The sequence below is a fragment of the Pseudomonas sp. TH08 genome, from assembly GCF_016651275.1.
GTDB lineage: Bacteria > Pseudomonadota > Gammaproteobacteria > Pseudomonadales > Pseudomonadaceae > Aquipseudomonas.
In genome coordinates this window covers 1,980,638-2,002,841 of the sequence record NZ_JAEKEE010000001.1, presented here as the reverse complement: position 1 = coordinate 2,002,841, position 22,204 = coordinate 1,980,638, and the positions used below count along the sequence as shown (strand labels likewise).

Sequence of the window (22,204 nt, the reverse complement as noted above, 5' to 3'; positions counted from 1 at the left end):
TATTATGCCTGCTTTGTCCGGCGGCATGAAAAGACTGCCCGTCGGAACGGCGTGTTTAGAGGAATATAGATGTCACCCTGGCTGACGGTAGTGGGAATCGGTGAAGACGGCTTCAAGGGCCTGGGCAAAAACGCCCGGCGAGCCCTGATGGGCGCTTCACGGATCATCGGCGGCCAGCGCCAACTGGACCTGCTGCCGGTGTGCATTCGCGGCGAGCGGCAGCTGTGGCCGAGCCCGTTTGCCCTGACGCCGGTACTTGAACGTCGTGGCGAATCTGTCTGCGTGTTGGCCAGCGGTGATCCGATGTTCTACGGCGTCGGCGCCAGCCTTTCGCGTCAGGTGCCGAGCGACGAGATGCTGATCCTGCCCGCGCCGTCCTCCTGTTCGCTGGCCGCCGCGCGTCTCGGCTGGCCGTTGCAGGAGGTTGTGACGTTGTCATTGGTCGCCCGACCGCTGGCGGCGCTCAACGCGCAACTGTTCAGCGGCGTGCGCCTGTTGTTGCTGAGCAATGATGGGCAGAGTCCGGCCGCGGTCGCTGCGCTGCTGCGCGAACGCGGATTCGGCAACAGTCGCCTGAGCGTGCTCGAACATCTGGGCGGCAGTGCCGAGCAGCGGATCGACGGCAGCGCCAATGACTGGAACGACTCGCCGCTTGCCGACCTCAACGTCATCGCCATCGAATGCCTCGCCGACGCGAACACCCCGCGCCTGTCGCGCCTGGCCGGCCTGCCCGACTCGGCGTTCCGGCATGACGGTCAACTGACCAAACGCGATGTGCGCGCCATCACCCTCGCCCGCTTGGCGCCGACTCCAGGCGAACTGCTCTGGGACGTCGGCGCCGGCAGCGGCTCGATTGGCATCGAATGGATGCGCGCACACCCGAGTTGCCGCGCATTGGCCATCGAAGCCGACGACGGTCGCCAGCAATTGATCGAACACAACCGAGATGCCTTGGGCGTGCCCGGCCTGCAATTGATACGGGGCCGCGCGCCACAGGCACTCGCCGGACTGGAGCGTCCGGATGCGATTTTCATCGGCGGCGGCGTGACCCGTGAAGGTGTCTTCGAGACCTGCTGGGAACAACTCAAACCCGGCGGCCGACTGGTCGCCAACGCGGTGACGCTGCAAAGCGAAGTCACCCTGATGAACTGGCGCGAACGCTTCGGCGGCGAACTGACGCGCATCCACGTCGCTCAGGCGCAACCGCTTGGCGAGTTCGACACCTGGCGCCAGGCGCTGCCGATCACTCTGCTCGATCTGGTCAAACCTCTCGATGCGTGACGAAACTGCCGAACAACCCGCGCCGCTGCGCAGTGGCCTGACCACTGGCAGTTGCGCCACCGCTACCAGTCTCGCGGCTGCTCGCCTGCTGCTGAGTGGAATTGCAGCGGATGCGGTGCAGATCGTCCTGCCCAAAGGCAAACAGGTGCAGATGCGTCTGGAGTTCTGTCGCCTGACCGCTGACGGCGCCGAAGCCGGGACGATCAAGGATGCCGGTGACGACCCGGACGTGACCCACGGCGCGTTGCTTTATTCGCGCGTACAGCTCAAAGACGAGCCGGGGATTCGCTTCAATGCAGGTTCTGGCGTCGGCACCGTGACCCGACCGGGATTGGTGCTGGGCGTCGGCGAACCGGCGATCAATCCAGTGCCGCGCAAGATGATCAGCGATCACCTGAGCCTGCTCGCCGCCGAAACCGGCTATGCCGGCGGCTTCGACGTCACGGTCAACGTCGAGGGTGGCGAAGAGCTGGCGCTGAAAACCATGAACCCGCGCCTGGGCATTCTCGGCGGTCTGTCGATCCTCGGCACCAGCGGCATCGTCCGACCGTTTTCCTGCGCGGCTTACATCGCGTCGATCCATCAAGGCATCGATGTGGCGAAGACCAACGGTTATTTGCACATCGCCGCGTGCACCGGCAATGCCAGCGAGGACACCATGCGCCGGGTCTACGACCTGCCGGAAATCGCGCTGATCGAAATGGGCGATTTCGTCGGCGCAGTGCTCAAGCATTTGCGCAAAGTACCTGTGGATAAACTCAGCCTGTGCGGGGGTTCGGCAAGATCAGCAAACTGGCGGCCGGGCATATGGATCTGCACTCAAGACATTCTAGCATCGACCTGCCGCAACTGGCTGAATGGGCAGCGGCGATTGGCGCTGATGAAGCATTGCAGCAAGGCATTCGTGAGGCCAATACCAGTCAGCAGGCATTGGCCATGGCCAGTGCGGCGGGAATCGCGTTGGGTGACGAGGTCTGTCGCCACGCCCTGAATTTCGCCCGCAGCGTGGTACCGGCGCAGGTTCAGGTCGAGGTGTTTGCGATTGATCGTCAGGGCGGCATCGTCGGCCAGGCCGGAGGTTTTGCATGAAGCGAGTTTTGCTGCTCGGCGGTGTCACGGAAGCGCTGGCCATCGCCCGCACGTTGGCGCCTGAACACATTTACAGCCTGGCCGGGGTTGGCCGGGTGCCCACCGACCTGACCTGTCAGGTGCGCGTCGGCGGCTATGGCGGCGCCGAAGGTCTGGCGCAATTCATTCGTGACGAAGGCATCGATCTGCTGTTCGACGCCACCCACCCCTACGCCGCGCAAATCAGCCAGAACGCCGCCACCGCCGCGCAACTGACCAACATTCCCTGCTGGGCCTTGCGTCGCCCTGCCTGGCAGCCGCAACCCGGCGATGACTGGCGCGAAGTCAGCGATTGGGCCGAACTGATCACCGCACTCAAGCCGTTTCGCCGCCCGCTGTTCACCCTCGGTCGCGAGCCGTTGCAACACCTCGACGAAATCCCTCTGGACCAGTTCTGGACCTTGCGCGCACTGGATGTTTATCCGGGCAACGAGCGCTGCGAGGTGATCGGCGCCCGCGGGCCATTTCTGCTTGAGGATGAACGCGCGTTGTTCGAGCGACGGCAGATCGATGTGCTGATCAGCAAGAACAGCGGCAGCACCGCCACCGAGCCGAAGCTGGAAGTGGCGCGCGAACGTGCGGTACCGGTGATTGTCTTGAAGCGGCCAAGGCTGGCGGGGGTTGATCGGGAGTTTGCATCAGCGTCTGAAGTCCTTAAAGCCCTGGCGGCGTCAGATTTTTCCTGACTTCGAATTTATCTGCGAATTTGCCTGCATATTTTGAAGACGCAGCCGACTTTTCTTCACTACCCCCTCACTCCAATACTTCGATTCCTTTTATCCAGACAAGCAGGCAGCCAGGAAAAGCAGCTTGTCAGCTTGTATCCCAAGGAATACGATTCCGACATGATCGCCATTAAACGATCTCGCCTATTTTCCGAATGGCTCGACGCCTTAAAAGACATCACCGGTAAAGGTCGAATCATCTCCAGGCTTAAGGCAGCCGAACATGGCAACTTCGGCGACTGCGGGTTCGTCGGTGATACCGTTTATGAAATGCGAGTTCATTACGGCCCCGGTTACAGGATGTATTTCACACGTCGAGGTGAGGTGATTTATCTGCTGCTGATTGGGGGCGACAAATCGACACAAAAGCGAGATATCAAACGCGCCGTGCAGATGGCACATAGCATCGGTAATGAGGAGTAAGTCATGACCGAAAAATTTACCCGGTTTGACGCCGCCGAGTACCTCAAAACTCCTGAGGACATGGCGGCATATCTGGACGCTTGTTTTGACGATGACGAAGGCGATGGGGTTCTGATCCGTGCCGCGCTCAATGATATCGCTCGGGCCCAAGGCATGACTCAAGTGGCGCGAGATGCCGGCCTGGGTCGGGAAAGTCTTTACAAAGCGCTGAGCAGCACTGGCAATCCCGAATTCGCAACTATCATGAAAGTCATGAAAGCATTGGGTTTGCGATTGCATGCAGTCACGATTTGATTGATCTGCGACACCAAACCGCACGACGCTTTTTTACTTATCGGCCCTGATCAGGCTAAATAGCCGCGCCTGATCGCCCACCTAACGGATCTGTCCCATGAACCGACACCGGCTAGCATTTGCCTGGATCGCCTGCTTTGCAGTGCTGTTCAACATGCTCGCCATGCCAATGACGGGAGCGATGGCGCAAGCGGCCAATTCACCGGCCGAGCAATTGCTCTGGAGCAGTTTCTGCACCGGCAGCGGGACGAAGATGGTGGCGATCAACATCGGCACCACCGATCAAAAAGCCCCGGCCGACGACACTCATTCCAACATGCAGCATTGCTGGTGTTGCTCGGGTTCAGCGCCGCTGGTTGCGCTGCCGGGGCATTCGCCGCAGCTGTATTTCGCCCGCTACGAAAGCAATCGCAGCGTCGCGCCGATCTCGCTTCAGACGCCCACCCCGCGCCAGCAATGGCCAAGTCTCAATCCTCGCGCCTCCCCTCTGGTTTGATTTGTTCCCGCATTTGACCTGCGTTTCAAATCGTTCTGGAGAACTGCCATGTTGAACAAACTCATCGTCGTTGCCGCGCTGCTGTTGCCTGCGTGCTTTGCCAATGCCCACGAATACAAGGTCGGGGAGCTGGAAATCGCTCACCCGTGGTCACAAGAGTTGCCGCCCAACGCGCCGACGGTTGCCGCCTATTTCGTCATTCACAACGCTGGTAAAACCGCTGATCGCCTGCTCAGCGTTGATTCGCCAATCGCCCCCGAAGCGCAACTGCACGAGCACGTGATGCAGGGCGATCTGATGAAGATGCAGCAAGTGCCGAGCGTCGAAATTCCTGCCGGCGGCGAGGTAACCTTCGCGCCGATGGCTTATCACGTAATGCTGCTCAACCCCACCGATCGCAGCCTGCTCAGCGACGGCAAGCACTTCCCGCTGACGATGCATTTCGAGAAGGCCGGTGACGTCACCGTCGACGTCGCGGTGCAGAAGAAACCGCCGCACGACATGCCGGAACACGCTCACGCGCAATAACCGATCCGGTTGACGTCGCCCGTGCGCCCGTTGAGCGCCAGGCCGTCCGTGCAACGTCGTCAGGCTGAACACCTGACTCGCGGCAGCTGGGTCGCCCTGTTCGCCATGTTGATGATATTCATCGGCCCACTGATTTCTCAGTCGATGCCGATGGATCAGCACGTCTCGACATCCATGCCGATGAGCATGGACGTGTCGATGGACATGCCGGGCATGGATCACTCCGCGCATGACGCCAAACCCGTCACCGAACACTGTCCGCCGCAATCCTCGCATCACGCGCTGTGGGAAAAATGCGGCTATTGCAGCCTGCTGTTCAACTGCCCGGCGCTGACCGGTGGCGGCACCTTCGCCACGTTCAGCATCGCCCACGTCAACACGTTCACCCCGCCCTCCCCGCGCCTGGGCCACGCCCGGCAAACCTTCTTCCCCGGCGCCCGCACCCGCGCCCCGCCCATCGCAGCGTAATCACCCACCACTGATTGCACACGGTTGAGAAGACAGCTTCAGGCTGCCGGCCGTGTCGTTTACGACTGTTTGATGGAAATTGTCATGTCCAGGTTTTCTGCTGTTCCACGCTCGGGCGTTGCCCAGGCGTCCTTTGCCATGAACGAATCGCGGATTCGTTTCTCGCACGCCACCGCCGTTCTTTGCGGCGTATTGCTGTCCCCGCTGGTGCTGGCCGATGAGCACGCCGGCCACGTTGAAGAGATGAGCCCGACGGTGATTACTGCCATCGCGCCGAGCTCGCCACTGACCATCGTCACCAACCCAAAAGATCCGCGCCAACCGGTGCCGGCCAGCGACGGCGGCGATTATCTGAAAACCATTCCGGGTTTCGCGCTGGTGCGTAATGGCGGCACCAACGGCGATCCCGTGCTGCGTGGCATGTTCGGTTCACGCCTGAACATCCTCACCAACGGCGGCGTGATGCTCGGCGCCTGCCCCGGCCGGATGGACGCGCCGACCTCGTACATCTCGCCGGAAACCTACGACAAACTCACCGTGATCAAAGGACCGCAAACCGTGCTCTACGGCCCGGGGGCATCGGCCGGCACCGTGCTGTTCGACCGTGAGCCGGAAAGCTTTGGCGAACTCGGTACGCGGGTCAACGCGAGCATTCTGGCCGGTTCCCACGGTCGCTTCGACAAGGTCGTCGACGCCGCAGCCGGCGGGCCATTGGGCTACGTGCGAGTGATCGGCAACACCGCACATTCGGATGATTACCGCGACGGCAACAACGACATCGTCGCCTCGCGCTACGACAAGTGGAACGGCGACGTCGCGATTGGCTGGACCCCGGACGCCGACACCTTGATCGAACTCACCGCCGGCAAGGGCGACGGCGAAGCACGCTATGCCGGGCGTGGCATGGACGGTTCGCAGTTCCTGCGCGAAAGCCTCGGCCTGCGCCTGGAGAAGTCCAACATCAACGATGTGCTGGAGAAACTCGAGGCGCAGGTTTACTACAACTACGCCGACCACGTGATGGACAACTACACCCTGCGCACACCCTCCGGCACCGGCATGATGGCCGGGCCGATGGCCTCGAACGTCGATCGCCGTACCCTTGGCGCACGCATCAAAGCCACCTGGCGCTGGGCCGACATTCAGTTGATCACCGGCCTCGATGCGCAGACCAACGAACACCGCCAGCGCAGCGGCATGGGCATCGACACCTACAAGGATCAGCCGTATACCAAGGACGCCGACTTCCATAACTACGGCGTGTTCAGCGAAATGACCTGGTACGCCGCCGACCGTGATCGTTTGATTACCGGTGCCCGAGTGGATCGCGCTGCGGCCAAGGATTATCGGCAGACCACCGGCTCGGGAATGATGTCCCGCGCGAACCCGACGGCGGACGATACCCGCGCCGACACCCTGCCGAGCGGCTTTATCCGTTACGAGCATGATCTGGCCGACAGCCCGACCACACTCTACGCCGGCCTCGGTCACGCGCAGCGCTTCCCGGATTACTGGGAACTGTTTTCGCCCAAATCCGGCCCGGTCGGTTCGGTCAACGCGTTCGATGCGATCAAGCCGGAAAAAACCACGCAGTTCGATTTCGGCGTGAACTACAAGAGCGCTGACCTCGAAGCCTGGGCCTCGGGCTACATCGGCGTGGTGCGCGATTACATTCTGTTCGACTACACGCCGACGATGATGGGCATGAGCACCTCGCGTGCCGAGAACATCGACGCACGGATCATGGGCGGCGAACTCGGTGCCGCTTACAACCTGAGCGAGAACTGGAAAGCCGATGCAACCCTGGCCTACGCCTGGGGCAAGAACAGCAGCGACGGCAAGGCCCTGCCGCAAATGCCGCCGCTGGACGCGCGTTTCGGCCTGACTTACAGCGAGGACAACTGGAGCGCCGGCGCGCTGTGGAGGGTGGTTGCCGCGCAAAACCGTATCGACCAGAACAAGGGCAACGTGGTCGGCAAGGACTACGACAAGAGCGGCGGATTTGGCGTGTTCTCGCTCAACGGCGCCTACCGGATCAGCAAGCACTGGAAGGTCAGCAGCGGCGTCGACAATCTGTTCGGCAAGGCTTACGCCGAACACCTGAACCTGGCGGGCAACGCCGGTTTCGGCTACCCGGCCAATGACCCGCAAGCCATCAATGAACCGGGGCGCACGCTCTGGACCAAGGTCGACATGAGTTTCTAAAACACCGGGTAATTTTCCCGATGTGAACACTGCCCCTGTGGCGAGGAGCTTGCTCCCGCTGGGCGCGCAGCGGCCCTTATCTTTATCTGAAGAGCAAGGGCCTGCTGCGCAGTCCAGCGGGAGCAAGCTCCTCGCCACAGGTCAGCGTTTCAACCGACAACTAGAAGATCCAAGCCAAGCGGAGCAAACGTGATGCAAAAGCCCAAACCGAATTTCTACAACCTGGCCTGGCGTTGGCATTTTTACGCCGGCCTGTTCGTCGCCCCGTTCATGGTCATGCTGGCCCTGACCGGCATCATTTACCTGTTCAAACCGCAGCTCGATTCGCTGATGTACAGCAGCCTGCTCAACGTTCCGGCCGGTCATCTCACCATTCCGGCCGACGACTTGTTGCAACGGGTGAAAAGCGCCTACCCACAAGGCCAGGTGAAGCAATATCTGCCGCCAGTGAACGCCGAACGCAGTGCACAATTTGTCGTAGCCAACGCCGGTCACGAACTGAATGTGTTCATCGACCCGTACCACGGCGACATCCTCGGCGAGCAGGATGCCAAGCAAAACCTGCAAGCCATCGCCCGCGCCATCCACGGTGAATTGATGATCGGCACCGTCGGTGACCGCCTCATCGAAATGGCCGCCGGTTGGGGCGTGGTGCTGGTGGTATCCGGGTTGTTCCTGTGGTGGCCGCGCGGCCAGGCGGCGGGGATTCTGTGGCCACGCCTGAACAGTCGCGGGCGCGTGTTATGGCGTGATCTGCACGCCGTCACCGGGTTCTGGGGCGCGACATTGCTGCTGGTCATGTTGCTCAGTGGCATGACCTGGACCGGATTCTGGGGCAAGCAATATGCCCAGGTGTGGAACGTATTCCCGGCGGCGATGTGGGACAACGTGCCGACCTCCGACGTCGAGGCCCGCAGCCTCAACAGCGCCACCCGCCAGACCGTGCCATGGGCGATGGAAAACACGCCGATGCCGATGTCCGGCGACCATGCCGAACACATGGCCCACGGCGGCGCCAACGCAGGCCCTGCGGCGCCCGGCATCAGCCTGCAAGACGCGCAGAACATCGCTACGCAGCGCAAGGTTGAACCGGGTTACAGCATCACCCTGCCAACCACCGCCACCGGCGTGTTCACCATCGCCGTGTTCGCCGATGATCCGCGTAACGACGCCACCCTGCACGTTGATCAATACACCGGCAAAGTCCTCGCCGATGTGCGTTTTGAGCAGTACGGCAGCGTGGCTCGCGCCACCGAAATCGGCGTGATGCTCCACGAAGGCAAGATGTTCGGCACCTTCAACCAGATCGTCGTGCTGCTGATCTGCCTGATGATTCTGCTCAGCGCCGTCAGCGGCGTGTTGATCTGGTGGAAGCGTCGGCCACAGGGCAAATTCGGCGTGCCACCGCTGCGTCATGACTTGCCGAAATGGAAAACCGGCGTGGTGATCATGCTGGCGCTGGCGGTGATTTTTCCGCTGGTGGGGGCTTCGCTGGTGGTGGTGTGGTTGCTGGATCGACTGCTGCTGTCGCGCTTGGGTCGGCAACCTGAATCTGCCTCAACTTCATCATGAAGCAGGCGAGATGCGCGATTTAGACAGCTCTATAAACTGCCGGGCTTATAAGCCGGTAATTTTTAGTGTTACTGTATAACTCGAATTTGCCATTCTGCCCGCAGCCAAAAGCTGCGGGCTTTCTTTTGATGAAGCGATCCACGCCCCCGATGAACAAGTACCTCTTGTCCAGCCTCTGCCTGTTCGCCCTGAACAACAGCGCCCACGCCGAAAGCACCCCGCTGACGCTGCCCACCGGCAACATCACTGCGCCGGCCGTTGACGAGGAAACCGTCAGCCTGACCACGCCGACCAGCGCCGGGTCGCGCCTGAACCTGACGGCCATGGAAACCCCGGCCAGCGTCGAAAGCCTCAGCGGCGAGCAGGTCCGCGCCCGTGGCGATCTAAGCGTGCAGGACGCCGTATCGCGCAGCACCGGCATTAGTCGCACCGGCACACCGGGCGATGGCGGCACGTCGTTGCAGGCGCGCGGTTTTACCGGGCAGAGTTCGGTGATGCAGTTGTATGACGGCAACCGACTGTACAGCGGCATGGGCACCGTCACGTTTCCGGTCGACACCTGGTCGGTGGAGCGCGTCGATGTGCTGCGCGGCCCGGCCTCGGTGCTGTACGGCGAAGGTGCGACCGGCGCGGTGGTCAACGTGATCCCGAAGAAGCCGTTCAGTGGCGAGATCGAAAACCATGTGCGCGTCGGCTACGGCTCCCATGACCGTCAGCAGCAAGCGTTCGACAGCGGCGGTTCGCTGACTGACACCCTGAGCTATCGCCTCAACCTCAATCGCCTGCGCAGCAACGGCTGGATCGATCACGGCGAATCGTCCAGCGATTTCATCAGCGCCGCCCTGCGCTGGCAGGCCACTGACGATCTGGCGTTTACCCTCGCCCACGATTACGGCGATCAGCGCCCGCAAAACTACTTCGGCACACCGCTGATCAATGGCCAACTCAAGGACAGCCTGCGCAACAAGAACTACAACGTGCGCGACGACAAGCAGCACTACAACGACCAATGGACGCGCCTGACCAGCGACTGGCAGATCAACGATGCGCTCAGCGCCAGCAACGAGCTGTATTACCTCAAGGCGCAACGGCGCTGGCAGAACGCCGAAAACTACAACTTCGATCGCGATACACAACAACTGAGCCGCAGCGGCTACTTCGGTATCGGCCATAAACAGGAACAGGTCGGCGACCGTCAGACCTTTACCTTCAAACACTCGCTGTTCGGCCTCGACAGCCAGACCGTGACCGGCGTCGACTACAACCGCATCCGCTTCCAGCTCGACAGCAACTCACCGTTCAACGACGTCTTGCCGAACGGCCAGCCGCTGGATCTGTACCACCCGCATACCGGCTATTTCGAAAGCGCCAATCGGTATCGCGATCAATTCGACAGCACCACCAAGCAGATGTCAGTGTTCGCCGAAAACCGCACGCAACTGAGCGAGCGCTGGTCGCTGGTGACCGGCGTGCGACGTGACTACGTGCATGTGGATCGCAACAATCTGGTCGACGACAGCCGGAGCGACAAGACCCTGACCGGCAACAACTGGAAGGCCGGGCTGGTGTTTGCCTTGACGCCAGAGACTTCGTTTTATGGCCAGGTGGCGACCAGCACCGACGGTATCGGTGGTTTGATTTCCCTGAGCCCGAGCCAGCAGCAGTACGATCTGTCGACGGCGCGCCAGACTGAAATCGGCATGAAGCAATTGTTCTGGGATCAGCGCGGCGAGTTCACGTTGGCGGCCTACCGCATCGTTAAAAAGAAGTTGCTGACCGATGATCCGGGCAACCCGACGCTCAAGCAGCAGGTCGGCCAGCAATCGTCCAATGGCCTGGAAGCCAGCCTTGAGCTGCAACTGCCACACGCCTGGCAACTGCAAGCCAACGCAGCCATTGTGAAGGCCAAGTACGACGATTTCTCTGCGGTGGAGAACGGTCAGACGCTGTCGTATAACGGCAACCGGCCGGTGGACGTGCCGCGTCGCACGGCGAATCTGTGGCTGAACAAAACCATCACTGAAGACCTGAGGGCCGGTGCGGGCGTACGTTACGTCGATGCGCGTTACGCCGACATGGCCAGCCGCAACGAGCTGCCGAGCTACACCGTGGTCGATGCGACGCTGTCGTGGCAAGCCTTGCGCAACACCACGCTGGGCTTGCAGGTGAACAATCTGTTTGACCGCCAATACGCGCAAAGCCAATACAATGAGGGCCAGCAGTGGATCCTCGGCGAGCCGAGGTCATTCTTCGTCACCGCTGATTACACTTTTTAAAAGCGGAAACACTCTTGTGGCGAGGGGATTTATCCCCGATGGACCGCGCAGCGGTCCCAAACCTGTAATCACGGTTTATCAGAAGACCGTATTCATCGATTTACGACGGCTTCGACGCCGATCGGGGATAAATCCCCTCGCCACAAATGATTTACTGAAATCAGGAAAGTAATGACCTCACTGACCCTCGCCAACCTCGCCTGGACGCCCTTGGGCCACGGCCACTGTCATCACCAGTTCCTGCTGCGTGACGCCTCGTTGCAGGTCGGCGCCGGTGAGTTCGTCGGGCTGATCGGCCCCAACGGCAGCGGCAAAACCAGTCTGCTGCGTTGCGCATACCGCTTCAGTCAACCGGAACACGGTGAGGTCAAACTCGATCATCACAACGTCTGGAAGCAATCCTCACGCTGGTGCGCACAGCACATTGCCGTGGTCTTGCAGGAGTTCCCCGACGCCTTCGGCCTGACCGTCGAAGAAGTCGTCGCCATGGGCCGTACGCCACACAAAAGGTTATTCGACAGCGACACGGTCGAAGACCGGCACCTGGCCACCCAAGCCCTCCAGTCGGTTGGCCTCGAAGGCTTCGAAGACCATGCGTTCGCCACCCTTTCGGGCGGTGAAAAACAGCGGGTGATCCTGGCCCGCGCCCTGACCCAGCAACCGCAACTGTTGATCCTTGACGAGCCAACCAATCACCTCGACCCGCGCTATCAGCTCGAACTGTTGCAACTGGTCAAACGCCTGAAAATCGGTACCCTCGCGAGCATCCACGACCTGAACCTGGCCGCCGCGTTCTGCGACCGTTTGTATGTCATCAATCATGGCCGCATCGTCGCCAGCGGTACGCCCCAGGAAGTCCTCACCGAAGAACTGCTGCGCGACGTCTTCGGCGTCAATGCATTGATCGATTCCCACCCCCTCCACGGCTACCCGCGAATCACCTGGATAACCCGCCCATGAATCTGCGTTCCCTGCTTTGCGTCGCTCTTCTGTTGTGCAGCGCCCAAGCCTTGGCCGAGGCCACGAAATACCCGCTGACCATTCAAAGCTGCAACCGCGAAGTGACCTTCAAGGAAGCACCGAAGCACGCGGTCAGCCACGACATCAACATGACCCAGATGATGCTCGCCCTTGGCCTCAAACCACGCATGGCCGGGTACAGCGGCGTCAGTGGCTGGAAGTCGGTGACACCCGAAATGCAATCGCTGCTCGACGGCTTGCCGGAGCTGGCGGCGAAATATCCGTCGGTGGAAACCCTGCTCAACGCCAACGTCGATTTCTTCTTCGCCGGCTGGGATTACGGCATGCGCGTCGGCGGCGACCTCACCCCGCAAACCCTGCAACCGCTGGGCATCAATGTGTATGAATTGACCGAGTCCTGCGCGTTCGTGATAAAGCGCCCGGCGGCGACGCTGGACGACACCTACAACGACCTGCGCAACCTCGGCAAAATCTTCGACGTGCAGGATCGCGCCAATGCGCTGATCGCCCGGATGCAGGCGCAAGTCACCGCAGTGCGCAAAGACCTGCCCGCCGACAAGCCGCGGGTTTTCCTCTACGACAGCGGCGAAGACCGCGCCATGACCTCCGGCCGCCTCGGCATGCCGCAGGCGCTGATCGATGCTGCTGGCGGGCGCAATATTCTCGACGACGTCGACGCGAGCTGGACCCGGGTCAACTGGGAGACCGTGGTCGAGCACAATCCGCAAGTCATCGTGATCGTCGACTACAGCGAAATCACCGCCGAACAGAAGATTGAATTTCTGCTGAAGAACAAAGCTCTGCAATCGGTGGACGCGATCAAGAACCAGCGCTTCATCGTCATTCCGTATGTGCAGGCCACACCGGGGATCGACAACGTGCTGGCGGTGGAAACACTGGCCAAAGGTTTCCACGGCGAATGATCAACCGTCGCTACACCCTGTTGCTGATCGCCCTCGGCGCCGTGTTGCTGGTGTCGTGCGTGGTGTCGCTCGGCTTCGGCCCCGCGCGGGTGCCGGTGGACGTGGTGTGGCGGATTTTACTGCACAAGGCTTTTGGCATTGGCGAGGTCGACTGGAGCGCCGGGCAGGAACACATCGTCTGGCTGATCCGCGTGCCGCGCATGTTGCTTGGCGCGCTGGTGGGCGCCGGACTGGCGCTGATCGGCGCGGTGCTGCAAGCGGTGACGCGCAATCCTCTGGCCGATCCTCATTTGCTTGGCGTGACATCAGGGGCGACATTGGGCGCGGTGATCGTGGTGTTGCACGTCGGTGAAATCATCGGCCTGCTGACCTTGCCGATTGCCGCATTCATCGGCGCCTTGCTGAGCATGTTGGTGGTGCTGGCGATTGCCAGTCGACATGGCCGGCTCGACAGTGACCGCCTGTTGCTGTGCGGTGTGGCGGTGTCGTTCGTGATGATGGCGATCGCCAATCTGCTGTTGTTCATGGGCGACCATCGCGCCAGTTCAGCGGTGATGTTCTGGATGCTCGGCGGCCTCGGGCTGGCACGCTGGGAGTTGCTGGCGGTGCCGGCAGCGAGCGTGCTGCTCGGATTGCTCTTGCTGCTGGGCATGGCCCGTCCGTTGAACGCGTTGATGGCCGGCGAGCAGACAGCCGTCACCCTCGGCCTGAATGCTCGCTCGGTGCGCTTGCGGGTCTTTGTCATCGCCTCGCTGATGACCGGTGTGCTGGTGTCGATCAGCGGTTCGATCGGTTTTGTCGGGCTGATGGTGCCGCACATTGCCCGGCGTCTGGTCGGCGCTGAACATCGGCGATTGCTGCCAGCGTGCGTATTGCTGGGCAGTGTGTTTCTGATCTGGGTCGACGTCGCCGCCCGCACAATGATCGCCCCCGAAGACCTGCCCATCGGCGTCGCCACCGCCGCCATCGGTGGTCTGTTTTTCATCGGCCTGATGCGCCGCCGCTAAGCCACACCCTCTCCCTCCTACAGGGATCGGTTGCGCCCCAATCTGGCGCGGCCACCTGCACCAACGCGCCAGCAGCGTTCCTTCATGGTGCATCGTCTACAGCCGCGACCGCTCTAAATCGACATTTTCCTGCCCATCCCCGACCGGGCACAGCCCTTGCAAAACACACCTTCAGTCGTCCGCATCTGCCAACCATAAAAAACTTTAACGTTCATGGAGATCGCACAATGAAGCGTCGCAGTTTGATCAAGGCTTTCACACTCACGGCATCCATTGCCGCGATGGGCATGACCTGGACTGTCCAGGCCGCCGAGACCATCAAGGTGGGGATTCTGCATTCGTTGTCCGGCACCATGGCGATCTCCGAAACGTCGCTCAAAGACATGGCGCTGATGACCATCGACGAGATCAACGCCAAGGGCGGTGTGAACGGCAAGATGCTCGAACCGGTGGTAGTCGACCCGGCGTCGAACTGGCCGCTGTTCGCGGAGAAGGGCCGGCAGTTGCTGACTCAGGACAAGGTTGCCGTGGTGTTCGGCTGCTGGACGTCGGTGTCGCGTAAATCGGTGCTGCCGGTGTTCGAAGAACTCAACGGCCTGCTGTTCTACCCGGTGCAATACGAAGGCGAAGAGATGTCGCCGAACGTCTTTTACACCGGCGCCGCGCCAAACCAGCAAGCGATCCCGGCGGTTGAATACCTGATGAGCGAAGAAGGTGGCAGCGCCAAACGCTACTTCCTGCTCGGCACCGACTACGTCTACCCGCGCACCACCAACAAGATTTTGCGCTCGTTCCTGCATTCCAAAGGCGTGGCCGACAAGGACATCGAAGAGGTCTACACACCGTTCGGCCACAGCGACTATCAAACCATCGTCGCCAACATCAAGAAATTCTCGGCCGGCGGCAAGACAGCCGTTATCTCCACCGTCAACGGCGACTCCAACGTGCCGTTCTATAAAGAGCTGGCCAACCAGGGCCTGAAAGCCACTGACGTTCCGGTGGTGGCGTTCTCGGTGGGTGAAGAAGAACTGCGCGGCATCGACACCAAACCGCTGGTGGGCAACCTCGCGGCGTGGAACTACTTTGAGTCGGTGGAGAACCCACAGAACAAAAAATTCGTCGCTGACTGGAAAGCCTACGCGAAGAAACACAACCTGCCGGGCGCTGACAAAGCCGTGACCAACGACCCGATGGAAGCCACGTATGTCGGCATCCACATGTGGGCGCAAGCGGTCGAGAAAGCCAAGTCGACAGACGTCGACAAAGTCCGCGAAGCCCTCGCCGGCCAGACCTTTGCCGCACCGTCGGGCTACACGCTGACCATGGACAAGACCAACCACCACCTGCACAAGCCGGTGATGATCGGCGAGATTCAGGCCGATGGTCAGTTCAACGTGGTGTGGCAGACCGAAGGGCCGATCCGTGCGCAGCCGTGGAGCCCGTTTATCGATGGCAACGACAAGAAGCCGGATTATGCAGTGAAGAGCAACTGAGCCACTGGCTGTCGGACTGATACGTTTTTTCAGTCCGACACAATCCCCTGTAGGAGCGAGCCTTTGTGGCGAGGGGATTTATCCCCGATGGGTTGCGTAGCAGCCCCAAATCCAGCAGTCGCGGTGTCTCAGATTGATCGCATCGACTGATTTTGCGACTGCTTCGCAGCCGATCGGGGATAAATCCCCTCCCCACAAAGGCTCGCTCCCACAATGTCCGCGTCAAGGCGACTGACTATGCCCACTGCCATACACCGCTTTCTCATCGCCATCGCACTGTTGCTGCCGATGGCCGTCCACGCCGGCGATGCCGAAGACTTCGTCACGGCCAATCCCGTGCAACAGGCCAAACTGCTCGAAGCCTGGGCCGCGCAGCCCGATCCGGCCCGTATCGAACTGATCAACGCCCTGCAACAAGGCGAACTGACTGTCGACGGCCAAGCCAAAACCCTGCGCCTGAACAATCGCCTGCGGGGTCTGATCGACACCGCCATGGCCAGCCACCAATTGCTCGCCGCCGACGCCAAAATCCGTCTGACTGCCGCGCAGCAATTGCAGAAAAGCGCGAAACCCGCGCAGCTGAAATTCCTCGACCAGCAACTCGCCGGTGAAAAAGATGAAAACGTCCACGCCGCGCTGAGCCTGGCCCTGGCCAATCTGCAACTGGTCGACACGGACCCGGCCGTGCGCCTCGCCGCTGTGCGTCTGCTTGGCGAAACCGGCGATCCACTGGCACGTACGCGCCTCGAAGGTTTGCTCGAACCTGGCGTCGAAACCGATACCAATGTGCGCACCGCCGCCGAGACCAGCCTCGCCCAGGTCAAACGCAAACTGCTGATCGGCGAGATCCTCGGCCAAGCCTTCAGCGGCATGTCGCTCGGTTCGATCCTGCTGCTGGCTGCGCTCGGTCTGGCGATCACCTTCGGCCTGCTCGGCGTGATCAACATGGCCCACGGCGAGATGCTGATGCTCGGCGCCTACTCGACGTACGTCGTGCAGCTGATGTTCCAGCGCTACGCACCGCAGGCCATCGAGTTCTACCCGCTGATCGCATTGCCGGTAGCGTTTTTTGTCACGGCAGCTATCGGCATGGCGCTGGAACGCACGGTGATTCGCCATCTTTACGGCCGACCACTGGAAACCCTGCTCGCCACCTGGGGCATCAGTCTGATGCTGATTCAACTGGTGCGCTTGCTGTTTGGCGCGCAGAACGTCGAAGTCGCCAACCCGGCATGGCTGTCCGGCGGCATTCAAGTGCTGCCGAATCTGGTGCTGCCGTACAACCGCATCGTCATCATCGCCTTCGCTTTGTTCGTGGTCGTGCTGACGTGGCTGTTGCTGAACAAAACCCGCTTGGGCCTCAACGTTCGCGCCGTCACCCAGAACCGCAACATGGCCGCCTGCTGCGGCGTGCCGACGGGCCGCGTGGACATGCTCGCCTTCGGCCTCGGTTCGGGCATCGCCGGCCTCGGCGGTGTGGCGCTGAGCCAGATCGGTAACGTCGGCCCGGATCTTGGCCAGAGCTACATCATCGACTCGTTTCTGGTGGTGGTGCTCGGCGGCGTCGGGCAACTGGCGGGCAGCGTGCTCGCGGCGTTTGGCCTCGGTATCGCCAACAAGATTCTCGAGCCGCAGATCGGTGCGGTGCTCGGTAAGATCCTGATCCTCGCGCTGATCATTCTGTTTATCCAGAAACGTCCGCAAGGCCTCTTCGCACTGAAAGGACGGGTGATCGACTGATGAACCAGCCTCTGTTAGTCACGGCCACGCAAAAGGCCGGGCCGAAAATCACGATGGCGGTCGGCGCGATGGTTCTCGCCCTGCTGATCGCCCTGCCATTGCTGTCAATGTTGTCGCCAGAGAGTGCGCTGCACGTCTCGGCGTACACGCTGACGCTGGTCGGCAAAATCCTGTGCTACGCCATCGTCGCCCTGGCGCTGGATCTGGTCTGGGGTTACGCCGGTCTGCTGTCCCTCGGTCACGGACTGTTCTTTGCCCTCGGCGGTTATGCGATGGGCATGTACCTGATGCGTCAGGCAGCCGGTGATGGTTTGCCAGCATTCATGACCTTCCTGTCGTGGACAGAACTGCCATGGTACTGGAGCGGCACCAGCAGCTTCGTCTGGGCGATGTGTCTGGTGGTGCTTGCACCGGGCTTGCTGGCGTTGGTGTTCGGATTCTTCGCGTTCCGTTCGCGGATCAAAGGCGTGTATTTCTCGATCATGACCCAGGCCCTGACCTTCGCCGGCATGCTCCTGTTTTTCCGCAACGAAACCGGCTTTGGCGGCAATAACGGCTTCACTAATTTCCGCACGATTCTCGGTTTCGGCATCACCGAGCCGGGCACTCGCGCCGTGCTGTTCCTGGCGACGGTACTGCTGCTGGTAGCCAGTTTGTTTATCGGCTGGCGTCTGGCGCAGAGCAAATTCGGCCGAGTGCTGACCGCGTTGCGCGATGCGGAAAACCGTTTGATGTTCTGCGGCTACGACCCGCGCGGTTTCAAGCTGTTTGTGTGGGTGTTGAGTGCAGTGCTGTGTGGCTTGGCCGGTGCGTTGTATGTGCCGCAAGTGGGCATCATCAACCCAAGCGAAATGTCGCCGACCAACTCGATCGAAGCGGCTGTGTGGGTGGCACTTGGCGGGCGCGGCACACTGATCGGGCCGTTGCTCGGTGCCGGCGTGGTCAACGGCATGAAGAGCTGGTTCACCGTGGCGTTCCCGGAATACTGGCTGTTCTTCCTCGGCGCGTTGTTCATCGTCGTGACGCTGTACTTGCCCAAAGGCGTGATCGGCCTGCTGAAGAAACGAGGTGAACAATGAGAGTCACGGCGAGCGCTGAATTCATGCTGGAGCCAGCCTTCTTCCCCGTCGAGCCGAACAAGGACGCCGGCACCAGTCGCGACTCGATCGGCCTCGGCCAACGCGTCGGCCCGGGCCTCGATACCCGCCACGGCACGATTCTGACCCTGGAAGACATCAGCGTGAGCTTCGACGGCTTCCGTGCGCTGAACAATCTCAACCTGTACATCGGCGTCGGCGAATTGCGCTGCATCATCGGCCCCAACGGCGCGGGTAAAACCACGCTGATGGATGTGATCACCGGCAAGACTCGTCCCAGCCACGGCAAAGCCTGGTTTGGCGAAACACTGGATCTGACGCAGATGAGCGAAGTGCAGATCGCCCAGGCCGGGATCGGCCGCAAGTTCCAGAAGCCGACCGTGTTTGAGGCGCTGAGCGTGTTTGAAAACCTTGAACTGGCGCAGAAGACCGACAAGTCGGTGTGGGCCAGTTTGCGTGCACGGTTGAGTGGCGAGCAGAAGGATCGCATCAGCGAAGTGCTGGAGACGATTCGCCTGACCACTTCGGTTAACCGTCAGGCGGGCTTGCTCTCTCACGGACAGAAGCAGTTTCTCGAGATCGGCATGTTGCTGATGCAGGATCCACAACTGTTGCTGCTTGATGAACCGGTGGCGGGGATGACCGATGCAGAAACCGAGTTCACCGCGGAACTGTTCAAGAGCCTGGCCGGCAAGCATTCGCTGATGGTGGTGGAGCATGACATGGGTTTTGTCGGCTCGATTGCCGACCACGTCACCGTATTGCATCAGGGCAGCGTGCTGGCGGAAGGCTCACTGGAACAGGTGCAGGAAAACGAGCGCGTGATCGAGGTCTACCTCGGCCGCTAAGGTTTGTGAATACAAAACCTGTGGGAGCGAGCCTGCTCGCGAAAGCGGTGCGTCAGGCGATGCAGAGGTTGAATGTCACTGCGCATTCGCGAGCAGGCCCGCTCCCACAGGGTTTTGCGTGCAACAGAAGGAATTTGAACATGCTGCAAGTCGACAAGCTGCACCAGTATTACGGCGGTAGCCACATCCTGCGTGGCCTGTCTTTTGATGTGAAGGTCGGTGAAGTCACCTGCCTGCTCGGCCGTAACGGCGTCGGCAAGACCACCCTGCTCAAATGCCTGATGGGCCTGCTGCCGGCCAAAGAAGGTGCGGTGAACTGGGAAGGCAAACCCATCACCACATTCAAGCCGCACCAGCGCGTTCACGCCGGAATTGCCTATGTGCCGCAGGGACGGGAAATCTTCGGCCGCCTGACCGTGGAAGAAAATCTATTGATGGGCCTGTCGCGCTTTCCCGGCAGTGAAGCCAAAGAAGTACCAAGTTTCATCTACGAATTGTTCCCGGTGCTGCTACAAATGAAGCAGCGTCGCGGCGGAGACCTCTCCGGCGGTCAGCAACAGCAGTTGGCAATCGGCCGCGCATTGGCCAGTCGTCCGCGCTTGCTGATCCTCGATGAGCCTACCGAAGGCATTCAACCCTCGGTGATCAAGGAAATTGGCGCCGTGATCAAGAAGCTCGCGGCACGCGGCGATATGGCCATTTTGCTGGTCGAGCAGTTCTACGATTTCGCCGCGGAACTGGCCGATCAGTATCTGGTGATGTCCCGGGGCGAGATCGTGCAGCAGGGCCGAGGGGAAAATATGGAAGCCGAAGGTGTACGCGGGCTGGTCACGATCTGAGGCTACGATCTAATCTGTAGCGTCCTAACGATAATTAAAAAATATGAATTTGCCTTTAACCACTGCCCTGTTTACCCCGAGCTGGCACGCCGAGCTGGAACTCGCTTACGCCCGTTTCGGCGACTGCACGCGCCCGGTCATGCGCCGGCACCTCGGCCCGCTGCGGGTGCAAAAACATTTGTACGCCGAAGGCCCCGAGGTCTGCCAGCACATCATCGTCCATCCACCGGGGGGGATTGCCGGCGGTGATCGTCTCGATATCAGTGCCCGCGTCGAACCAGGTGCATGGGCACAGATCACCAGCCCCGGCGCGGCCAAGTGGTATCGCGCCGGTGGACCGGCGTATCAGAAGCTCGACTTGAAAGTGGCGGCCGGCGCGACGCTGGAATGGCTGCCGCAGGAAACCATCGTCTACAGCGCAGCCCAGGCTGAGCTGAGCACATCGATTGATCTTGAAGGTGATGCACGCTTGTTTTACTGGGACGTGGTGGCGTTGGGTCGCCCGGCCAGTGGCGAGCGTTTTGACCTTGGGCATTTTCAGGCGCACCTGGATATTCGTCGCGATGGCCGACTGCTCTGGCATGAACGCCAGCGCATTGTCGGCGGTGACGGTTTGCTTGATTCGCCGATCGGGCTGGATGGCCATCCGGTGTTTGCGACGTTGTTGGTGACCGGTGAGATTGATGCTGAGTTGCTCGAGCGTGGTCGCTCGCTGGGCCATGACGTGCGCGGGGATTTGACCCAGTTGCCGGGGTTCTTGGTGGCTCGGTGTCTTGCCAGTGAAGCGTTGCTCGCTCGCGCCTGGCTTATTGATCTTTGGCGTTTGCTACGGCCGGTGCTGCTGGGCCGTGAGGCGGTATCTCCCAGAATATGGAGTACCTGAAATGCATTCCCCTGTAGGAGTTGCCGAAGGCTGCGATCTGTTGATCTTGCTTGTGAAAATCAACATCAAAAGATCGCAGCCTTCGGCAGCTCCTACAGTCAGTGAACGACTTGATAACTTCTGCCTGCCGACTATGGATTTCAAACGATGGACCTGACCCCACGCGAAAAAGACAAGCTGCTGATCTTCACCGCCGGCCTCGTTGCCGAGCGGCGTTTGGCGCGCGGCGTGAAACTCAATTACCCGGAGGCCATGGCCTATATCTCTGCTGCGCTGCTCGAAGGCGCGCGTGACGGCCAGACCGTCGCCGAGCTGATGCACTTCGGCACCACCCTGCTTTCGCGCGAACAAGTGATGGAAGGCATCCCGGAAATGATCCCGGAGATTCAGGTCGAAGCGACGTTCCCCGACGGCACCAAACTGGTCACCGTCCACCAACCGATCGTCTGAGGCCGCGCCATGACCTATTCCATTCGCGATGCCCTCCACGCCGACCTGCCGGCGATCCGCGACATTTACAACGACGCCGTGCTCAACACCACGGCGATCTGGAATGAACAAGCCGTCGACCTCGGCAACCGCCAGGCATGGTTCAGCGCCCGTCAGGCCCAGGCGTATCCGATTCTGGTGATCGTCGACGGCGATAACAGCGTGCTCGGCTACGCTTCTTTCGGTGACTGGCGGCCCTTCGACGGTTTTCGCCACACCGTCGAGCACTCGGTTTATGTGCGCAGCGACCAACGCGGCAACGGCCTCGGCCCACTGCTGATGACGGCGCTGATCGAGCGGGCGAAGACCTGTGGAAAACACGTGATGGTCGCCGCCATTGAAAGCGGCAACACCGCTTCGATCCGTCTGCATGAACGCGCCGGTTTCATCATCACCGGGCAAATGCCGCAAGTCGGCACCAAGTTCGGCCGCTGGCTCGACCTGACCTTCATGCAATTGCCCCTCAACCCTGGCGCGGAGCCGCCGAACGCCAACAAGGAGTGATACC

21 protein-coding genes and 1 pseudogene are annotated in these 22,204 nt (G+C 60.9%); all 22 read left to right on the top strand.

Translation table 11 applies throughout. The features are described from left to right. The first annotated feature begins 69 nt into the window (after positions 1–69). The 22 genes and pseudogenes from cbiE to JFT91_RS09070 all read left to right on the top strand — a co-directional run bounded on the left by cbiE (position 70) and on the right by JFT91_RS09070 (position 22,200). Positions 70–1,281, top strand: coding sequence for a precorrin-6y C5,15-methyltransferase (decarboxylating) subunit CbiE (gene cbiE, locus JFT91_RS09175; RefSeq protein WP_201232167.1), 1,212 nt, complete (start codon positions 70–72; stop codon positions 1,279–1,281). Further along, a pseudogene (locus JFT91_RS09170) lies at positions 1,274–2,370 on the top strand (cobalt-precorrin-5B (C(1))-methyltransferase). The gene cbiE and the pseudogene JFT91_RS09170 overlap by 8 nt, the downstream one beginning before the upstream one ends. Then, on the top strand, positions 2,367–3,095 hold the full coding sequence (locus tag JFT91_RS09165) for a cobalt-precorrin-6A reductase (RefSeq protein WP_201232166.1): 729 nt from the start codon (positions 2,367–2,369) through the stop codon (positions 3,093–3,095). Before JFT91_RS09170 ends, JFT91_RS09165 begins: the two are co-directional and overlap by 4 nt. Positions 3,096–3,254: 159 nt before the next feature. Then, positions 3,255–3,557 (top strand): type II toxin-antitoxin system RelE/ParE family toxin, encoded by a 303-nt coding sequence (locus tag JFT91_RS09160; protein ID WP_201200223.1) that lies wholly within the window; start codon positions 3,255–3,257, stop codon positions 3,555–3,557. A gap of 3 nt (positions 3,558–3,560) precedes the next feature. Further along, on the top strand, positions 3,561–3,851 hold the full coding sequence (locus tag JFT91_RS09155; protein ID WP_201200221.1) for an addiction module antidote protein: 291 nt from the start codon (positions 3,561–3,563) through the stop codon (positions 3,849–3,851). A gap of 97 nt (positions 3,852–3,948) precedes the next feature. Next, complete coding sequence (locus tag JFT91_RS09150) at positions 3,949–4,347, top strand: DUF2946 domain-containing protein (protein ID WP_201232165.1); 399 nt, start codon at positions 3,949–3,951, stop codon at positions 4,345–4,347. Between the two features lie 48 nt (positions 4,348–4,395). Continuing rightward, a complete protein-coding gene (locus JFT91_RS09145; RefSeq protein WP_201230406.1) occupies positions 4,396–4,875 on the top strand; it encodes a copper chaperone PCu(A)C in 480 nt (159 codons plus the stop codon). Positions 4,876–4,896: 21 nt separating this feature from the next. After that, positions 4,897–5,343 carry a DUF2946 family protein gene (locus tag JFT91_RS09140; protein WP_201232164.1) on the top strand — a complete coding sequence of 149 codons (447 nt, stop codon included), beginning with the start codon at positions 4,897–4,899 and terminating at the stop codon, positions 5,341–5,343. Positions 5,344–5,427: 84 nt separating this feature from the next. Next, positions 5,428–7,548: a TonB-dependent copper receptor gene (locus tag JFT91_RS09135; protein WP_201232163.1), complete on the top strand. Its 2,121-nt coding sequence runs from the start codon at positions 5,428–5,430 to the stop codon at positions 7,546–7,548. Between the two features lie 192 nt (positions 7,549–7,740). Beyond that, a complete protein-coding gene (locus JFT91_RS09130) occupies positions 7,741–9,120 on the top strand; it encodes a PepSY-associated TM helix domain-containing protein (RefSeq protein WP_201232162.1) in 1,380 nt (459 codons plus the stop codon). Between the two features lie 149 nt (positions 9,121–9,269). Beyond that, the gene (locus JFT91_RS09125; protein WP_201232161.1) at positions 9,270–11,396 is read left to right on the top strand and encodes a TonB-dependent receptor; all 2,127 of its coding nucleotides are present in this window, start codon (positions 9,270–9,272) and stop codon (positions 11,394–11,396) included. A 171-nt stretch (positions 11,397–11,567) separates the two neighbouring features. Continuing rightward, positions 11,568–12,356 (top strand): ABC transporter ATP-binding protein, encoded by a 789-nt coding sequence (locus tag JFT91_RS09120; protein ID WP_201232160.1) that lies wholly within the window; start codon positions 11,568–11,570, stop codon positions 12,354–12,356. Next, positions 12,353–13,300: an ABC transporter substrate-binding protein gene (locus JFT91_RS09115; protein ID WP_201232159.1), complete on the top strand. Its 948-nt coding sequence runs from the start codon at positions 12,353–12,355 to the stop codon at positions 13,298–13,300. Before JFT91_RS09120 ends, JFT91_RS09115 begins: the two co-directional genes overlap by 4 nt. Beyond that, on the top strand, positions 13,297–14,307 hold the full coding sequence (locus tag JFT91_RS09110) for a FecCD family ABC transporter permease (RefSeq protein WP_201232158.1): 1,011 nt from the start codon (positions 13,297–13,299) through the stop codon (positions 14,305–14,307). Before JFT91_RS09115 ends, JFT91_RS09110 begins: the two co-directional genes overlap by 4 nt. 227 nt (positions 14,308–14,534) lie before the next feature. Then, complete coding sequence (gene urtA, locus JFT91_RS09105; RefSeq protein ID WP_201230385.1) at positions 14,535–15,800, top strand: urea ABC transporter substrate-binding protein; 1,266 nt, start codon at positions 14,535–14,537, stop codon at positions 15,798–15,800. A 237-nt stretch (positions 15,801–16,037) separates the two neighbouring features. Continuing rightward, positions 16,038–17,540, top strand: a complete 1,503-nt coding sequence (gene urtB / locus JFT91_RS09100; protein WP_201232157.1) for an urea ABC transporter permease subunit UrtB — start codon at positions 16,038–16,040, stop codon at positions 17,538–17,540. Beyond that, the gene (gene urtC / locus JFT91_RS09095) at positions 17,540–18,619 is read left to right on the top strand and encodes an urea ABC transporter permease subunit UrtC (RefSeq protein WP_201232156.1); all 1,080 of its coding nucleotides are present in this window, start codon (positions 17,540–17,542) and stop codon (positions 18,617–18,619) included. Before urtB ends, urtC begins: the two co-directional genes overlap by 1 nt. Then, positions 18,616–19,485, top strand: coding sequence for an urea ABC transporter ATP-binding protein UrtD (gene urtD, locus JFT91_RS09090; RefSeq protein ID WP_007918913.1), 870 nt, complete (start codon positions 18,616–18,618; stop codon positions 19,483–19,485). The genes urtC and urtD overlap by 4 nt, the downstream gene beginning before the upstream one ends. 140 nt (positions 19,486–19,625) lie before the next feature. Then, on the top strand, positions 19,626–20,324 hold the full coding sequence (gene urtE / locus JFT91_RS09085) for an urea ABC transporter ATP-binding subunit UrtE (protein ID WP_053116875.1): 699 nt from the start codon (positions 19,626–19,628) through the stop codon (positions 20,322–20,324). Positions 20,325–20,367: 43 nt separating this feature from the next. Next, positions 20,368–21,207: an urease accessory protein UreD gene (locus tag JFT91_RS09080; protein ID WP_201232155.1), complete on the top strand. Its 840-nt coding sequence runs from the start codon at positions 20,368–20,370 to the stop codon at positions 21,205–21,207. A 147-nt stretch (positions 21,208–21,354) separates the two neighbouring features. Beyond that, the gene (ureA, locus tag JFT91_RS09075) at positions 21,355–21,657 is read left to right on the top strand and encodes an urease subunit gamma (RefSeq protein WP_007915951.1); all 303 of its coding nucleotides are present in this window, start codon (positions 21,355–21,357) and stop codon (positions 21,655–21,657) included. Between the two features lie 9 nt (positions 21,658–21,666). After that, complete coding sequence (locus tag JFT91_RS09070; RefSeq protein ID WP_201232154.1) at positions 21,667–22,200, top strand: GNAT family N-acetyltransferase; 534 nt, start codon at positions 21,667–21,669, stop codon at positions 22,198–22,200. Positions 22,201–22,204 lie beyond the last annotated feature (4 nt).

What these genes read in the sequence shown, in the direction of transcription:
- JFT91_RS09130 (WP_201232162.1), top strand. Translation starts at nt 7,741, where the DNA reads ATGCAAAAGCCCAAACCGAATTTCTACAACCTGGCCTGGCGTTGGCAT.
- JFT91_RS09110 (WP_201232158.1), top strand. Translation starts at nt 13,297, where the DNA reads ATGATCAACCGTCGCTACACCCTGTTGCTGATCGCCCTCGGCGCCGTG.
- JFT91_RS09120 (WP_201232160.1), top strand. Translation starts at nt 11,568, where the DNA reads ATGACCTCACTGACCCTCGCCAACCTCGCCTGGACGCCCTTGGGCCAC.
- JFT91_RS09135 (WP_201232163.1), top strand. Translation starts at nt 5,428, where the DNA reads ATGTCCAGGTTTTCTGCTGTTCCACGCTCGGGCGTTGCCCAGGCGTCC.
- JFT91_RS09150 (WP_201232165.1), top strand. Translation starts at nt 3,949, where the DNA reads ATGAACCGACACCGGCTAGCATTTGCCTGGATCGCCTGCTTTGCAGTG.
- urtA (WP_201230385.1), top strand. Translation starts at nt 14,535, where the DNA reads ATGAAGCGTCGCAGTTTGATCAAGGCTTTCACACTCACGGCATCCATT.
- JFT91_RS09160 (WP_201200223.1), top strand. Translation starts at nt 3,255, where the DNA reads ATGATCGCCATTAAACGATCTCGCCTATTTTCCGAATGGCTCGACGCC.
- urtB (WP_201232157.1), top strand. Translation starts at nt 16,038, where the DNA reads ATGCCCACTGCCATACACCGCTTTCTCATCGCCATCGCACTGTTGCTG.
- ureA (WP_007915951.1), top strand. Translation starts at nt 21,355, where the DNA reads ATGGACCTGACCCCACGCGAAAAAGACAAGCTGCTGATCTTCACCGCC.
- JFT91_RS09125 (WP_201232161.1), top strand. Translation starts at nt 9,270, where the DNA reads ATGAACAAGTACCTCTTGTCCAGCCTCTGCCTGTTCGCCCTGAACAAC.
- JFT91_RS09155 (WP_201200221.1), top strand. Translation starts at nt 3,561, where the DNA reads ATGACCGAAAAATTTACCCGGTTTGACGCCGCCGAGTACCTCAAAACT.
- JFT91_RS09115 (WP_201232159.1), top strand. Translation starts at nt 12,353, where the DNA reads ATGAATCTGCGTTCCCTGCTTTGCGTCGCTCTTCTGTTGTGCAGCGCC.
- urtE (WP_053116875.1), top strand. Translation starts at nt 19,626, where the DNA reads ATGCTGCAAGTCGACAAGCTGCACCAGTATTACGGCGGTAGCCACATC.
- urtC (WP_201232156.1), top strand. Translation starts at nt 17,540, where the DNA reads ATGAACCAGCCTCTGTTAGTCACGGCCACGCAAAAGGCCGGGCCGAAA.
- cbiE (WP_201232167.1), top strand. Translation starts at nt 70, where the DNA reads ATGTCACCCTGGCTGACGGTAGTGGGAATCGGTGAAGACGGCTTCAAG.
- JFT91_RS09080 (WP_201232155.1), top strand. Translation starts at nt 20,368, where the DNA reads ATGAATTTGCCTTTAACCACTGCCCTGTTTACCCCGAGCTGGCACGCC.
- JFT91_RS09145 (WP_201230406.1), top strand. Translation starts at nt 4,396, where the DNA reads ATGTTGAACAAACTCATCGTCGTTGCCGCGCTGCTGTTGCCTGCGTGC.
- urtD (WP_007918913.1), top strand. Translation starts at nt 18,616, where the DNA reads ATGAGAGTCACGGCGAGCGCTGAATTCATGCTGGAGCCAGCCTTCTTC.
- JFT91_RS09165 (WP_201232166.1), top strand. Translation starts at nt 2,367, where the DNA reads ATGAAGCGAGTTTTGCTGCTCGGCGGTGTCACGGAAGCGCTGGCCATC.
- JFT91_RS09070 (WP_201232154.1), top strand. Translation starts at nt 21,667, where the DNA reads ATGACCTATTCCATTCGCGATGCCCTCCACGCCGACCTGCCGGCGATC.